Origin of the sequence: Deinococcus aestuarii, assembly GCF_018863415.1 — a bacterium.
GTDB lineage: Bacteria > Deinococcota > Deinococci > Deinococcales > Deinococcaceae > Deinococcus > Deinococcus aestuarii.
The window spans coordinates 122,043-135,000 of record NZ_JAHKSN010000004.1 but is presented as its reverse complement, the minus strand read 5'-3'; the positions used below and the strand labels follow the sequence as shown (position 1 = coordinate 135,000).

The 12,958-nt window shown below is 71.0% G+C and carries 18 protein-coding genes (1 of these 18 running past the window's edge); 11 read left to right on the top strand and 7 right to left on the bottom strand.

What is annotated here, in order from left to right; translation table 11 throughout:
- A protein-coding gene (gene speA / locus IC605_RS07960) for a biosynthetic arginine decarboxylase (protein WP_216321419.1) crosses the window boundary here: on the top strand, nt 1-478 show its 3' portion. Its footprint begins 1,433 nt before the window's first position; only the last 478 of its 1,911 coding nucleotides appear in the window; its start codon lies off the left edge, out of view; it ends in the stop codon at nt 476-478.
- A 57-nt stretch (nt 479-535) separates the two neighbouring features.
- Here speA and IC605_RS07955 read toward each other — a convergent pair whose 3' ends face one another.
- Complete coding sequence (locus tag IC605_RS07955; protein ID WP_216321416.1) at nt 536-1,087, bottom strand: GNAT family N-acetyltransferase; 552 nt, start codon at nt 1,085-1,087, stop codon at nt 536-538.
- A 54-nt stretch (nt 1,088-1,141) separates the two neighbouring features.
- Here IC605_RS07955 and IC605_RS07950 point away from each other — a divergent pair, with 54 nt between their 5' ends.
- The 6 genes from IC605_RS07950 to IC605_RS07925 are packed head-to-tail and all read left to right on the top strand — an operon-like array spanning nt 1,142 to nt 5,474.
- On the top strand, nt 1,142-1,450 hold the full coding sequence (locus tag IC605_RS07950) for a DUF3006 domain-containing protein (protein ID WP_216321414.1): 309 nt from the start codon (nt 1,142-1,144) through the stop codon (nt 1,448-1,450).
- Nucleotides 1,447-2,397 (top strand): ComEC/Rec2 family competence protein, encoded by a 951-nt coding sequence (locus tag IC605_RS07945; protein WP_216321412.1) that lies wholly within the window; start codon nt 1,447-1,449, stop codon nt 2,395-2,397. The genes IC605_RS07950 and IC605_RS07945 overlap by 4 nt, the downstream gene beginning before the upstream one ends.
- Nucleotides 2,394-2,870, top strand: a complete 477-nt coding sequence (locus IC605_RS07940) for a hypothetical protein (protein ID WP_216321408.1) — start codon at nt 2,394-2,396, stop codon at nt 2,868-2,870. The genes IC605_RS07945 and IC605_RS07940 overlap by 4 nt, the downstream gene beginning before the upstream one ends.
- A gap of 35 nt (nt 2,871-2,905) precedes the next feature.
- Nucleotides 2,906-3,685 (top strand): FAD-dependent oxidoreductase, encoded by a 780-nt coding sequence (locus IC605_RS07935; RefSeq protein WP_216321405.1) that lies wholly within the window; start codon nt 2,906-2,908, stop codon nt 3,683-3,685.
- Complete coding sequence (gene trmB, locus IC605_RS07930) at nt 3,682-4,677, top strand: tRNA (guanine(46)-N(7))-methyltransferase TrmB (protein WP_216321403.1); 996 nt, start codon at nt 3,682-3,684, stop codon at nt 4,675-4,677. Before IC605_RS07935 ends, trmB begins: the two co-directional genes overlap by 4 nt.
- 32 nt (nt 4,678-4,709) lie before the next feature.
- Nucleotides 4,710-5,474 carry an MBL fold metallo-hydrolase gene (locus tag IC605_RS07925; RefSeq protein ID WP_216321400.1) on the top strand — a complete coding sequence of 255 codons (765 nt, stop codon included), beginning with the start codon at nt 4,710-4,712 and terminating at the stop codon, nt 5,472-5,474.
- Here the strand turns inward: IC605_RS07925 and IC605_RS07920 are convergent.
- Nucleotides 5,471-5,899: a hypothetical protein gene (locus IC605_RS07920; protein ID WP_216321397.1), complete on the bottom strand. Its 429-nt coding sequence runs from the start codon at nt 5,897-5,899 to the stop codon at nt 5,471-5,473. The two genes, IC605_RS07925 and IC605_RS07920, sit on opposite strands and share 4 nt — an antisense overlap.
- Before the next feature lie 151 nt (nt 5,900-6,050).
- Here IC605_RS07920 and IC605_RS07915 point away from each other — a divergent pair, with 151 nt between their 5' ends.
- Together IC605_RS07915 and IC605_RS07910 are read left to right on the top strand one after the other, a co-directional pair.
- Entirely contained in the window at nt 6,051-6,347 is a 297-nt protein-coding gene (locus IC605_RS07915) for a hypothetical protein (RefSeq protein WP_216321394.1), read from the top strand.
- Nucleotides 6,348-6,420: 73 nt separating this feature from the next.
- Complete coding sequence (locus tag IC605_RS07910) at nt 6,421-7,347, top strand: class I SAM-dependent methyltransferase (protein ID WP_343216540.1); 927 nt, start codon at nt 6,421-6,423, stop codon at nt 7,345-7,347.
- Between the two features lie 68 nt (nt 7,348-7,415).
- Here IC605_RS07910 and IC605_RS07905 read toward each other — a convergent pair whose 3' ends face one another.
- The 5 genes from IC605_RS07905 to IC605_RS07885 form a co-directional block, all read right to left on the bottom strand.
- Nucleotides 7,416-7,634 carry a hypothetical protein gene (locus IC605_RS07905; protein ID WP_216321391.1) on the bottom strand — a complete coding sequence of 73 codons (219 nt, stop codon included), beginning with the start codon at nt 7,632-7,634 and terminating at the stop codon, nt 7,416-7,418.
- A gap of 122 nt (nt 7,635-7,756) precedes the next feature.
- The gene (locus IC605_RS07900) at nt 7,757-8,116 is read right to left on the bottom strand and encodes a DoxX family membrane protein (protein WP_216321388.1); all 360 of its coding nucleotides are present in this window, start codon (nt 8,114-8,116) and stop codon (nt 7,757-7,759) included.
- A 77-nt stretch (nt 8,117-8,193) separates the two neighbouring features.
- Nucleotides 8,194-8,913: a ribonuclease PH gene (gene rph, locus IC605_RS07895; RefSeq protein ID WP_216321386.1), complete on the bottom strand. Its 720-nt coding sequence runs from the start codon at nt 8,911-8,913 to the stop codon at nt 8,194-8,196.
- A complete protein-coding gene (gene murI, locus IC605_RS07890) occupies nt 8,910-9,734 on the bottom strand; it encodes a glutamate racemase (protein ID WP_216321382.1) in 825 nt (274 codons plus the stop codon). The genes rph and murI overlap by 4 nt, the downstream gene beginning before the upstream one ends.
- Nucleotides 9,735-9,810: 76 nt before the next feature.
- The gene (locus IC605_RS07885; RefSeq protein WP_216321379.1) at nt 9,811-11,025 is read right to left on the bottom strand and encodes an aminotransferase-like domain-containing protein; all 1,215 of its coding nucleotides are present in this window, start codon (nt 11,023-11,025) and stop codon (nt 9,811-9,813) included.
- A gap of 109 nt (nt 11,026-11,134) precedes the next feature.
- Between IC605_RS07885 and fba the strand changes: the two genes are divergently transcribed.
- Nucleotides 11,135-12,052 carry a class II fructose-1,6-bisphosphate aldolase gene (gene fba, locus IC605_RS07880; protein ID WP_216321376.1) on the top strand — a complete coding sequence of 306 codons (918 nt, stop codon included), beginning with the start codon at nt 11,135-11,137 and terminating at the stop codon, nt 12,050-12,052.
- A 125-nt stretch (nt 12,053-12,177) separates the two neighbouring features.
- Nucleotides 12,178-12,900 (top strand): hypothetical protein, encoded by a 723-nt coding sequence (locus tag IC605_RS07875; protein ID WP_246580563.1) that lies wholly within the window; start codon nt 12,178-12,180, stop codon nt 12,898-12,900.
- Nucleotides 12,901-12,958 lie beyond the last annotated feature (58 nt).

Genomic DNA, 12,958 nt, shown 5'->3' with positions numbered 1-12,958 from the left:
TCCCATCGTGCCGGTGGACCGCCTGGACCAGAAGCCCACCCGCCAGGGCACCATCGTGGACATCACCTGCGACAGTGACGGCAAGATCGAGAAGTTCATCGACCTGCGCGACGTGAAGGCGACCCTGCCGCTGCACGAGCCCGGCCACGAGCCCTACTACCTGGGCGTGTTCCTGATGGGCGCGTATCAGGACGTGCTGGGCAGCGCGCACAACCTCTTCGGCAAGGTGAACGAGGCGCACGTGACGGTGCGGCCCGGCGGGAAGTTCCACCTCGACCTCTTCGTGCGCGGCCAGAAGGCGCGGCGCATGATCGAGTCGATGGGCTACGAGGAACCCATGCTGCGCGACTCCATCGAGGATCAGGCCGACGCCGCCCTGGGGGCAGGGACGCTGACCCCCGAGCAGGAGAACGAACTGCTGGAGGACTACGGCGAGGAGCTGCTGGGCTACACGTATCTGGAGTACGAGGAGGGCTGAGCGGGAAGAGGGGCGGCCGACCGGGAAGAAGGGGGCCGCCCCTGTCGCTCGGGGAGGCTAGGTCTGTTCGGCGAGTCGCCGGGCCACAGCGGGCCACTCCTCCCGCGTCACCGAGTACATCACCGTGTCCCGCATCGTCCCGTCCGGCCTGCGCATGTGCCGCCGCAGCACGCCCTCACGCACGGCCCCAAGTCCCTCGATGGCCCGCTGGCTGCGGGTGTTCAGAAGGTCCGTCTTGAGCTGCACCCGCTCCATCCCCATCTCCTCGAAGGCGTGGGCGAGCAGCAGGCGCTTCATGCGGCGATTTGTGCCCGTGCCGTGCCAGCGGGGGTGGAGCCACGTCCACCCGATCTCCAGGCCAGAATTCGCGGTGCGGATGTCGCCGTAACGGGTGCTCCCGGCCAGCTCGTGGCCGACCTCCACCACGAAGGGCATCTGGTCGGGGGCGTCCAGCGCGGCCCGGTAGTAGGCGGGTAGGATCGGAGGCGACCCCATCCACCGCAACTCGCCGCCGCAGTCCACCGCCAGCACGCACAGCGCCGAAGTGTCCCCCTCCGTCAGGGGCCGCAGGTTCAGGTCGCCGTCTCTCAGCGTCAGGCCGTGGTGCATGGGGCAGTGTGGCACGTCCCCCAGCTCGGCCGTTCGCCGCGCTACGCTGTACAGGTGAAGGACGAAGAACGCCGCGACTTCCACGGCCCCGAACGCTGGACGGTGGACGGCATCGAGGACGGCCCGCGTGGCCCTGTCGCCCGGATAGAACGGGGGGACGGCCGCACCTTCGACCTGCCCCTCTCCGCCCTGCCGGACGGGGTGCGTGAGGGCGACCTCCTCGCCGTGCAGGACGGCCCCGACGGCGTGACCGTCCGCCTCCTGCCGCTGGAAACCAGGGCGCGCCGTGAGGCCGCCCAGCGCGACCTTGACCGCCTGAACGCGGCGACGCCCCGCGAGGGGGAAGGGGAGATCACCCTGTGAGCGGCAAGAAGGCAACCTCCAAAGCCCCCATCCGCAAGAGGGCTGCTAAGGCCAAGAACGGCAGGGTCGGCCACCACGGCCCCAGCACCAGCGACCTCGCGGGCGTGCTCGTGCTCGGCCTGATCGTCAGCCTCGCGGCGTGCGCGGGGGGCGGCGGGAAGGAGAAGGGTGGGACGGGTACCCCCACCGGGCAGGTCACCCTCCGCTTCCTCGACGTGGGGCAGGGGGACGCGGTGCTCGTGACCAGCCCCGAGGGCAAGACCATGCTCTACGACGGCGGGCGCAGCGCCGTTCGGTTGCGGGAGCATCTGGCGACCTACGGGGTCACCAAGATTGACCTGATGGTCGCCAGCCACGCCGACGCCGACCATATCGCGGGGCTGGTGCCCGCCGCGCAGGCGGCCAAACCCACCCTCTTTATCAACAACGGCATCGCGGGCACGACCCAGACGTGGGAACGCCTCGTCGCGGCGCTGGAGGGGGCGGGAACCACTTTCCAGAAGGCGAACAATCAAGTCGTCAACCTCGGCTCCGTCAAGGTCCGCGTGATCGCCCCGCCCGCCGGGATGGGCGACGACCAGAACGACAACAGCGTCGGCGTGCGCATCGAGTTCGGCAAGTTCCGCGCCCTGATGACGGGAGACAGCGAGAAGCCGGAGACGGAAGCCTGGCTGAAAGAGGACCGGGCCGACATCCAGGGCCCCTTCCAGCTCTACAAGAGCATCCACCACGGCGCGGCGAACGGCGACCACCCGGCCTGGCTCGCCGCCGTCCGTCCCGAGAACGTCGTCATCGGCGTGGGCGAGAACAATTACGGCCATCCGACGAAGACGGCGCTCGACCTCTACAGGGAAAACAACGTCCGCATCTACCGCACCGACCAGCAGGGCACCGTGACCTTCACGGGCGAGGGAGACGGGTCGTATCAGGTGAAGACGGAGCGGTGAGGGAACGGGAAGCCGCCGCATTCCTGTCTGGAGTCGTGCAGCCTACTCAACTCCTGATTCTGAAGCGGAACTCGGCGTCAGTTCTGGAACTGAGGAAGCGTCTTCTGGAGGTGCTCCAGCAGGTCCAGGGTTTGCCCGACGATTGGAGTTGGTCTGACGACTTCGAGCCGCGCTCTTTCTACCGAGACTTTCGGGCACGTATTTCCGACTCCTGGCCCGAACTTGGGTTTTATGACGGCGAGACTGAACAGGGCTTCACCCATGATGTTTCCACCCACATTGGCGACGCTGCCGATGATCTGGCTGATATCGCTGTAGAGTTCGAGAGCGCCCTGCGGCTGGCAGGGCAGGACCCCCTGGGGGCGGTCTCGCTACTGAAGTTCACCGCACAGACGCACTGGGACGAGCACGTCGAAGGGGTGGCCCGCCATCTCCTGTGGCTCTCGGGAGCGCGTGAGGCTTATCCAAGCTGACCGTCTCCCCCCCGCCTGCTCTACACTCCCCCCTGATGTTCGGACCCCTTCACCCCCGCAGCCAGCCGCAGCCGGGGCACCTCTACGACGTGGCCGTGGTCGGCGCGGGCCTCGCGGGCACGGAACTCGCCTGGCGTCTCGCGCGTTCGGGCGCCGACGTACTCCTCGTCTCGCAGGCCCTCGACCACCTCGGGAACCTGTATCAGCCGACCGTGGAGGGCGCGGGCTTTCCACCGGGCAGCGTCTTCGCCCTCGTCGCCGGGCGGATCGCCCCCGAGACGGACGGCTGGACCTTCCACCGCCACCTGAAGGCCGAGATCGAGGGCACGGCGGGCATCCACCTCCTGCAAAGCACGGTGACCGAGCTGGACGAGGGGGAGGGGGAGGTCACGCTCTCCACCTGGGAGGGCCCGGCCCTGCGCGCCCGCCTCGTCGTCCTGGCGGTCGGTTCGTTTCTCAAGGGCCGCCTCCTGATCGGCGAGACGATGGAGGAAGCCGGGCGCCTTTCCGAGGTCGCCTACGACTTCCTGGCCGACGACCTCGCCCGGAGCGGGGTGTGGCTGATCGGGGGCGAGCAGACCGCCGCCGGGGTGGAGGGGGCGCCGCCCTACGACGTGCGCTTCCTGACCCCGGCCCCAACTGAACTCGACGGCTTCCGCCTGGGGCGCTTCGAGCGGGTGTACGCGGTGGGCCGCTGCACGCCGGGCGAACACACCTACGCCTCGGTGCTGGAGGACGCGGCGCGGCTGGCGGGGGAACTCCTCTTCACTCCTCCCCCCTCGTGGGGGAGGCTGGGAGGGGGGGAAACGCCGTGATCTCCCGCCTCTCCGACTTCCACTTCCCCGACGCGGCCGCGCGTCTCTACCCGGACACCCCGGATCGCCCCTGGGTGCTGGAGGTGGGCTTCGGCGACGGGCGGTTCTGGCCGCACCACGCCGCCACCTTCCCCGAGGCGCCCAATTACCTCGGCGTCGAACTCAGCGGGGTCAGCCTGCTCAAGGCGGAGCGGCGGTTGCGGGCGGCGGGGCTGCAAAACGCCGTCCTCACCAAACTGCCCGCCAGCGTCCTCGTCCGGGAAGTGGTGCCGGAGGGCGCACTCGACGCCATCGTCGTCAACTTTCCCGACCCCTGGCCCAAGGCGGGGCACACCGACCACCGCCTGCTGCGCGCCCCCTTCTTCCGGCTCGCCGCCAGCCGCCTGAAGCCAGGCGGAGCGGTCCTGCTCACCACCGACCACGACGAGTATTTCGAGTTCGCCTGCCGTGAGGCGGAGGAAAGCGGGGTGATGCGGGTGGACCTCACGGGTGCGCCGCCCGCCGCCCTGGAGACGAAGTACGCCCTGAAGTGGCGCGACCTGGGCCTGGGCGCCCATCACGCCCGCTTCACGCCGACCGCTCACCCGCACGTGCCCCACGGGGCCGTCACCCGCTATCCCGTTAAGGAGGAGTCCCCCGACGTGCCCCACGCCATCCTGACCCTGCCGCCAGAGTTCGGCCCCCGCGAGTTCGGCAAACACACGGCGCGCGGCGGGCAGACCCGCGAGGACCCGTCCGGCTGGACCGTCGTCCTCCTCGACCTGTACCGCAGCCTGGGCAAGGACGGCTGGGTGTGCCTCGCCCACGTCGTCGAGGGGGAGCTGACGCAGGAGGTCCTCGTCGGCGTGACCGGGCGGGGGGACGGCACCCACCTCGTCCGGCTCGCCCGCTTCGGGGGGCCCATCATCACGCCGGGGGTGAAGGCGGCGGTCGGCACGGTGACGGGCTGGCTGGAGGAGCGGGGTGCGGTGGTCACGCACCGGGGGTACTAGCGTGCTTCCCGTGATCACGGAGCGGCCGGCGGATGTTCCGGTCAGGCACCGAGGTGGACTGCTTCGCCGTGGTCACGCGGCGGCACGTGGTCGTCGTGGACACCTTCGGCACCCCGGGGGAGGCCGCGCAGATGCTGGCGCTCTTGCAGGGCGATCTGGCGGGGCGCTCCCTGCTGGTCGTCAACACGCACAGCCACTTCGATCACGCCTGGGGCAACGCGCTGTTCGCGCCGGGCGGCCCGCACCCCGCGCCCATCCTGGCGAGCCGCCTCGCGGGGGAAGTCCTGCGCTCGCAGGCCGCACGCGACAAGCTGGCCCGCAAGCAGGCCGAGGACGCCCGCTTCGCCGGAGTGGTCCTGCACCCGCCGACGGTGACCTTTGACGGCTCCCTCACCATCGACGGGGGAGACCTGACGCTGGAACTGCGACCCGCCCCCGGGCACAGCGCGGATCAACTCGTCGTGTGGCTTCCCGAACCTCGCCTCCTGCTCGCGGCGGACGCCCTGGAATTTCCCTTCCCCTACGCCGAAAGGGACGCCGACCTGCCCGTGCTGCTCGCCACCATGCGGGGTCTCCGGGCGCTGGACCCGGCGGTGATCCTGCCCTGCCACGGCGGCGGGCACGACGCGTCCCTGATCGAGCGCAACCTCGCCTCCTTCGCCCGCCTGGCCGCCCACCCCGACACCACCTTCGAGGAGGCGCTCGCCGACCTGGGCCTGGCGGACGTGCCGAACGCCGACTTCTACCGGGAACTGCACGGCTTGAACGTGCGGGCGACCCGGGCGGCCCCCCGCTAGCGCACCGTTTCAGAGAAGGGCCCAGCCTCCCCCGGGTCCGCCGCGTACGCCTCCCGGTACGCCCGCTGGAGATGCGGCAGCCCCGGCGCGAGGGCCAGGGCGCGCAGCAGGCCACCCCCGATGCGCATCCGCCCCGACGACATCGCCGCGACCGGGTTCAGCTCGCCCATCCAGAAGGCGTGCGCCGCGCTGCCGTCCATCTGGAAGGTCAGGTCGGCGGGCCCGGCAGCCTCCTCCCCGAAGGTGACGTGGGCCTCCTGCCCGTCGCGGCCGTCCACCCGGGCACGTAACTCGGGCGCCGTGAGCACGAAGGCCACGGCCAACCGCTGGCGCAGGATCAGGCCCGCCTCGGGGGCCGCGTAGCCCTGCCGCAGCACCCGGTCGAGGAGGGCCTGAAGGTGCGCGGCGTCGCGGTAGGGGCTCATGGGGCAGTATCTCCGGGAAGGGGGGCCAGAGCTTTGTGGGCTGGGGCGCTATGTCTGTTCGGCCGGGGCGCAGATGGTAGGACCCTGTACATATTGCCGCCCCCCGGGGGGGTCTGATGGCCGGGCAAGACCAGTTCAAAGGAGGTAGGGCATGAACGAACAGCTTCAGCAGACCTTGCAGGCTCTTCAGGGCGGGATCACGGACGTGGACCCCAGCGCCGCCGCGAGCGTCGTGATGGACTGGCACCAGACCCTGAGCGGAGTTCCGGGCGCCGAGACGCTCGTGGACCAGCTCGCCGAGCTGCAAGGGGCCCTGTCCTCGGGTGACCTGGATCAGGCCGCCGGCCTGCTGCCGGGCCTGGGCCGCGAGACCGAGCGGCTCGCCAGCGCCGCCCCCGCCGAGGACCAGGACGGCCTGCGCCAGCTCGCCGCCGCGCTCCAGGGCTGAGCCCTCCTCCTCCCCCCGCCCGGTTCACGCCCGGCGGGGGCTTTTCTTGTCCCCACGCTCTAGCCTGCGAGCTGTGCTCCCCGCTGCCGACCTGACGTTCACCCGCGAACCCCTGTCCGTCATCCTGCCCGCCGTGCGCGCGGCCCTGGCGGCGCGGGGGGAGGTGACGTTGACGGTTCCCGATCCCGACGTGGGCCTGGGTCTCTACGCGGGCGAACCCAGCCCGTACGGGCTGCACCGCCCCTGGCAGACCTGGGCCGACCTCGCCGAGCTGCTGGGCGCGCATCTGCTCACCCCCGAGCGGGCGGGGGCGGGGAGGGTCCGGGTGCGGCTGAGGACCTATGCCAGCGTGCCCGCCCCCGACGCGGGGGGCTACGGCGCGGGCGGCGAGTGGGCCCGGGTGGACAAGCTCGAAGACCCCATGTTCCTGTTCACGCTGGTGGAGGCCTTGAGGCGGGTGAATCCGCCAGCCCGCGGGCGCGTGCTCGCCCTGGGGGTGAATGCGGGGCGGGAACTGGACGCGCTGCCCCTCGCCTTCCCGGAGCGGAGCTTCGACGTGCTCGGGGTGGACCTCGACGAGTCGGCCCTCGCGCTCGCCCGAGCCCGGCACTCCCGCGCGACCTTCCGGCCTCTCGACGTGAACACGCTCCCCGACCCCGGCTTAGGCCGCTTCGACCTCGTGCTGGCGCTGAGCCTGCTGCAAAGCCCCGGTGTGGGGCTGGAAAGCGTCCTCCGCGCCCTGCGGCGGGAGCACCTGACCCCCACGGGGGGCCTGATCCTCGGCTTCCCGAACGCCCGTTACCGGGACGGCTTCCTGAGCTACGGCGCCCGCACGCGTAACTTCGCCCGGCCCGACCTCAGCCTGCTCCTCGCCGACGTGGCCGCCGCCCGGCGCCAGCTTCAGAAGCACGGCTTCAAGGTCTTCGTGACCGGGAAGTACGAGGTGCTGGTGACGGCGATTCCCTCGGGCGTGCCGACGCCGCACGGACTGGAGCTGTAGGCGGGTCACAGGAAAAGGGCGGCACCGGCCCCACTCGGGACCTGTGCCGCCCCGCGAATTTCTTCCGCCTACTCGGTGTCGCTCGGCCCCGGCAGGGCGCCCCCGCCCGCTCCCGTGAGGCCCTGGAGGTTTTCGCCCAGTTCTTCGAGCTTCTGCTCGGAGTCCGCCCCGCCCTCCAGCCCGTTCGCGTTCATGTCGCCGGAGGCCCCCTGCATCCCCTCGTCGATGGTGTCTTGCAGGTCGATGTCGCTGGGGTCGTTCAGCTCCCGGCTCTTGTAGTCGGTCATGCCGTCCATCCTCCCGGCCCTTCGTGAGCCCGGCGGCGGCCTGACCCCAAGCTCCCTTTACCCAGAAGAAGAGGCCCCCACCGGGAGCCCCCTGCTGACGGCTGAGAGCTGACCGCTTCCCCCTACTTCCGGCTCCCCACCGCCAGCAGCGCCCCGAAGAGGGCGAGGTTTTTCATGAAGTGGGTCTGCTGGTGGAAGCGCTCGGCGCCGTTCTTGTCCCAGAAGGGGTGACCGATCACGGTGGTGGGGATCAGGCTGGCGGCGAGGGCCGTGCTCGCGGCGCGGGGGGCGATGCCCAGGGCGAGCAGGGCCCCCGCGCCGAGCATCACGGCGCTGTTGGCCTTGACGGCGAGTTCGGGCTGGGGAATCTCGGCCCCCTTGGCCGCGCGCACGATGGGCCCCGGATTTTGCAGGTGATCGAGGCCGTTTTTGATGAAGATGCTCGCCAGCAGCGCCCGTCCGATAAATCCTGTCACACCCATGCCCATCCTCCTTTGGTCTCGCGGGGAGTCTAGCGCACCCCGCTCCCGGGAGCCCGGCAGCACGCAGGGGGAGAGGTCTACAACTGCCGGTGCAACTCGCGCAGGAGCCCCCCGACCGCCTCCACCCCCACCCGGAGCAGCCGCACGTACTCCTCCGGCGTGATCGGCCCCTCCTCCGCTCCCCCCTGCGCCTCGATCAGCAGGCCCGCGTCGGTGGCGACCACGTTCAGGTCGGCGCGCGCCACCTTGTCCTCGGCGTAGTCGAGGTCCACCCGCAGCTCGTCGCCGACGAGCCCCACGCTCGCCGCCCCCACGACGTGCGTGAGGGGCCACTCGGAGAGCCTGCCCGAGTGGATCAGCCGGTCGGCGAGGTCGTGCAGGGCCGCGTACCCGGCGAGCACGCTGGCGACCCGGGTGCCGCCGTCGGCCACCAGCACGTCGCAGTCCACGTAGAGGGTCTGGTTGCGGAAGTGCCGCAGGTCCACCGAGGCCCGCAGCGCCCGGCCCAGCAGCCGCTGAATCTCGTGCCGCCGCCCGTTCTGGAGGTTGCGCTCACGGGCCTGTCGGTCGGTGGTCGCGCGCGGCAGCATGGCGTACTCGGCGGTCAGCCAGCCCTCCTTCTTGCCGCGCATGTGCGGGGCGGGTTTGTCGTCCACACTGACGGTGGCGAGAATCTCGGTGCGCCCCAGCTTGAGGTGGGCGCTGCCGGGGGCGTGCGGGTTCACCCCGCGCTCGACGCTCAGCGGGCGGGGGGTCAGGGCGTCACGGCCCACGCGGGCGGGGAGGGAAACGGTCAAGTGCTCACCTGCATAACCTGTGTATTCTGCCCCGCCCCGCCCACCAGCGTGGTGATGACGGGCCGCGCCCGCTCCGGGTCCCCCGTCACGAGGTAGGTGACGCTCCCGCCCGCCCCGCCCTCCCGCAGCAGCCCGGCCCCGCACAGCACGTTGCGGGTATGCCGCGCCACCGCCGCCCCGCTGTCCACCAGCGCGAAGGTCTCCCCGAACTCGGCGCGGACGCTGCCCGCCAGGAAGGGGTAATGGGTGCAGCCGAGGACGAGTTGATCCGCCCCGGCGTCCCTCAGCGGCGTCAGCACCTCCCGCAGCACGGCCCGCGCCTCGTCGCTCTCCGCCCGCCCCGATTCCACCAGCGGCACGAGGTCGGCGCTCACGGCGGTCAGGACCCGCACGCCCGCAGGCTCGGCCCACTGCCGGATCACGTCCTGCAAGAGCGAGCCGCGTAGGGTGCCCGGAGTCGCCAGCACGCCGACCACACCCGACCTCGTGGCCGCGACCGCAGGCTTGACGGCGGGCACGAGGCCGATCACCGGGAAGGGCCCCTCGCCCGACCCGTACCGCTCCCGCAGGTGCGTCAGGCTGAAGGCCGAGGCCGTGTTGCACGCGACGACCACGCCCTTGGCGCCCCGCGCGTGCAGGGCCGCCACCGCTCGCGCGGTGAGGTCGCGGATGTCCTCGTCCGTCCGCGCGCCGTAGGGGACGTGGGCTGTGTCCGCCAGGTACAGGAAGTCCTCGCCCGGCAGCGCCCGCCGCAGCTCGGCGAGGACGCTCAGGCCGCCGACGCCGCTGTCGAAGACGCCGAGGGGGCGGTCAGGGCTCATCGGGGAGGATGATAGTGCGCGGGAAGCGGGGAAAGAACGAACCTCCCGCGTCCCGCGCCCCACTCTCTGCCTCCCCTCAGTCCAGCGCCTCCCGGATCGTCTCCCCCAGCGCTCTCAGCCCGGTGTCGATCTGCTCCGGCGTCGCGCTCGAATAGCTCAGGCGCATGGTGTTGTGCCCGCCGCCCAGCGCGAAGAAGGGATTGCCGGGCACGTATGCGACCTTGCGCGCCACCGCCCGCGCCAGCATGGGCTGGGTGTCGATCCCCTCCGGCAGCGTGACCCACAGGAACATCCCCCCCTCGGGCGTGGTGTGGTGGATGCCTGCGGGCAGGTGCTCCCCGATCTTCGCCACCATGTTCCGCGCCCGCTCCCCGTAGGCCCGCTTCACGAGTTCGATCTGGCGCGGCATCACGTCGTCCACGAGTTCGGTGACGATCATCTGGTTGAGGGTGGGCGTGTGGAGGTCCGCCCCCTGCTTGGCCTGCACCACCTTGCCGATGATGGGCGTGGCGGCCTGGAGCCAGGCGTCGCGCAGGCCCGGCACGAGCGTCTTGGAAAAGGAGCTGCAATAGATGACGTGGCTGCGCTCGGGCCCCCCCGCCAGCTCCAGCGCGAGGTCGTAGAGGCTCGGCAGCTCCTCGCCCGTGAAGCGCAGCTTGCCGTAGGGGTCGTCCTCGATCACCAGCACCCCGTACCGCGCCGTCAGCTCGACGAGGCGGCGGCGGCGCTCCAGGCTCAGCGTGCGGCCCGTCGGGTTCTGGAAGTTGGGGATGGCGTACAGCAGCTTGGCGGGCTGGGCCCTCAGCACCGCTTCCAGCGCGTCCGTGTCGATGCCGTGGTCGTCGGTGGGAAGCTGCACGTAGCGCGGCCCGTACGGCTGGAAGGACTGGAGGGCGCCCAGGTAGGTCGGCGACTCCACGAGCACCACGTCCCCCTCGTCGATCAGGACCTTGCCCAGGAGGTCGAGCCCCTGCTGGCTGCCGGTCACGATCTGGACGTGGTGCGGCTCGATTCCGGCCCGCTGTGCGATCCAGCGGCGCAGCGGCGGGTGCCCCTCCGTCGTGGAGTATTGCAGCGCCGCCGACCCGTAGCGGGTGAGCACGGCGTCCGTCGCCTGGCGCACGTCCTCGATGGGGAAGAGTTCGGGGGCGGGGAGGCCGCCCGCGAAACTGATCACGTCGGGTTCCTGGGTGATCTTGAGGATCTCGCGGATGGCGCTCGCGTTCATGCGCCGGGCCCGCTCGGCCATCCGCGCCGCGAAGTCGGGCACGGGGAGAGTGGAGGTCGTCATGGACCTATCCTACCGCCCGGGGCTGGGGCACCGCCCCCGTCCGGGATAGCCGATTCGTTCCCCCTCCCGTTCACGGCGGGTAGAGTGGAACCCGCCAAAGGAGGCCCCCATGCTCGTGACCGGAAACGACATCCTGGTTCCTGCCCGCGCCGAAAAGTACGGCGTCGGAGCGTTCAACACCAACAACATGGAGATCACCCAGGCGATCATCCACACCGCGGAGAAACTGCGCTCCCCGGTGATCGTCCAGATGTCCGAGGGGGCCATCAAGTACGGCGGCCAGGACCTCGCCAACATCGTCATCGACATCGCCACCCGCGCCACCGTGCCCGTCGCCCTGCACCTCGACCACGGCTCCTCGTACGAGAACGCGCTGAGGGCGATCAGGATGGGTTTCACCTCGGTCATGATCGACGCCTCGCACCACTCCTTCGAGGAGAACGTGCGCGAGACCCGGCGGGTGGTCGAGGCCGCGCACGCGATGGGCATCTCGGTCGAGTCCGAACTCGGGCGGCTCGGCGGCATCGAGGAACACGTCGTCGTGGACGAGAAAGACGCCTTCCTGACCGACCCCGAGGAGGCCGTGCGGTTCGTGGAGGAGACGGGCACCGACTACCTCGCCATCGCCATCGGCACCTCGCACGGGGCGTACAAGGGCAAGGGCCGCCCGTACATCGACCAGCAGCGGATCGAGCGGATCGGCGGCCTCGTCGGTATCCCCCTCGTCGCCCACGGGTCGAGCGGGGTGCCCGCCGAGATCGTCCTGCGCTTCCGCGACTCCGGCGGCGAGATCGGCGAGGCCGCCGGGATCGCGGACGAGGACCTGCGCCTCGCGTGCCAGCACGGCATCGCCAAGGTGAACGTGGACACGGACCTGCGGCTCGCCATGACGGTGGGCGTGCGCGAGGTGCTGAAGAAGACCCCCAAGGAGTTCGACCCGCGCAAGGTCTTCGGGCCCGCCCGCGAGGTGATGAGCCAGATTGTCGAGCACAAGATGGGCGTGCTCGGGAGCGTGGGCAAGGCGTAGAGCCCCCCGCTGCCCGCCCCGTCAGGTGCCCGCCGCGAAGGTGACGGGCACCTGACGCCGGGGTGAGGCGGGATGAGCCTGGGGACGGGGAATTCTCACCCGGGGGCCGTATGCTCGCCTTCGGCATGAGAGCCGCCCGTCTTCCCCTGCAACCGCTGCTTGCCCTCGCCGTCACGGTGACGGGCGCGCTCGCGCTGGCGGGAACGGCCTCGCTCCCCTCTCCGGGCGGCTGGGCGGCCAGGCTCGGGGCGCTGTTGCCGCAGCCGGGGCAGATCGTGCAGTTCATGGAGCAGCAACCCCGGCTGACCCTGGTGGCGTTGCAGCAGCAGGTCACCCGGGCGGGCGGCAGCCCCGACGCCCTGCGCGCCGTGATGGTGAGCGCGGCCAAGGGGCAAAAACCCGCCTACGACGAGCGGCTGGGCATCACCCGCACCGAGTTCGAGCGGTATCTGGTGTTCCAGCCCGTGCTGACCGCGACGGGCAAGGTGCTCAAGCTGCCGCTGAGCCGGGAGGGCAACCGCCTGAGGTTCGGGGACGCCCCCGGCCTGGGCGGTGTCCTGCGCGGGCTGGTCCTCGACCTCACGACGGGCGAGTTGCGGACCCCGGAGGGTTTCGCCACCCGGCCCCGGCCCATCCCGGTGAGCGCCGCCCCCGACCGCACGCTCGACATTCGCGGCGGCTACGAGTGGGTGGTCAAGGGCAACAGCCCGGTCACGCAAAACGGGGTCAACGGGCAACTGCAACTCCTGCAACTCGCCGGGGGGCAGGTCGTCTTCAGCTACTACCGTCTGAGCATGATGCACGGCACGATCCACGAGGGCGGCGTGATCTTCGGCTACACCCGCTAAGGGTGGGCGCCCGGGGCCTTCCTGAGCCCAAGATGACGCGCCCCTGACCCCACTTCAA

Excerpts from the sequence above, each read along its gene's own strand:
- murI (WP_216321382.1), bottom strand. The coding sequence starts at position 9,734 with ATGAGCCCTGACCGCCCCCTCGGCGTCTTCGACAGCGGCGTCGGCGGC.
- IC605_RS07925 (WP_216321400.1), top strand. The coding sequence starts at position 4,710 with ATGTTCCGGTCAGGCACCGAGGTGGACTGCTTCGCCGTGGTCACGCGG.
- IC605_RS07955 (WP_216321416.1), bottom strand. The coding sequence starts at position 1,087 with ATGCACCACGGCCTGACGCTGAGAGACGGCGACCTGAACCTGCGGCCC.
- IC605_RS07885 (WP_216321379.1), bottom strand. The coding sequence starts at position 11,025 with ATGACGACCTCCACTCTCCCCGTGCCCGACTTCGCGGCGCGGATGGCC.
- IC605_RS07905 (WP_216321391.1), bottom strand. The coding sequence starts at position 7,634 with ATGACCGACTACAAGAGCCGGGAGCTGAACGACCCCAGCGACATCGAC.
- fba (WP_216321376.1), top strand. The coding sequence starts at position 11,135 with ATGCTCGTGACCGGAAACGACATCCTGGTTCCTGCCCGCGCCGAAAAG.
- IC605_RS07920 (WP_216321397.1), bottom strand. The coding sequence starts at position 5,899 with ATGAGCCCCTACCGCGACGCCGCGCACCTTCAGGCCCTCCTCGACCGG.
- IC605_RS07935 (WP_216321405.1), top strand. The coding sequence starts at position 2,906 with ATGTTCGGACCCCTTCACCCCCGCAGCCAGCCGCAGCCGGGGCACCTC.
- IC605_RS07900 (WP_216321388.1), bottom strand. The coding sequence starts at position 8,116 with ATGGGTGTGACAGGATTTATCGGACGGGCGCTGCTGGCGAGCATCTTC.
- IC605_RS07915 (WP_216321394.1), top strand. The coding sequence starts at position 6,051 with ATGAACGAACAGCTTCAGCAGACCTTGCAGGCTCTTCAGGGCGGGATC.
- IC605_RS07875 (WP_246580563.1), top strand. The coding sequence starts at position 12,178 with ATGAGAGCCGCCCGTCTTCCCCTGCAACCGCTGCTTGCCCTCGCCGTC.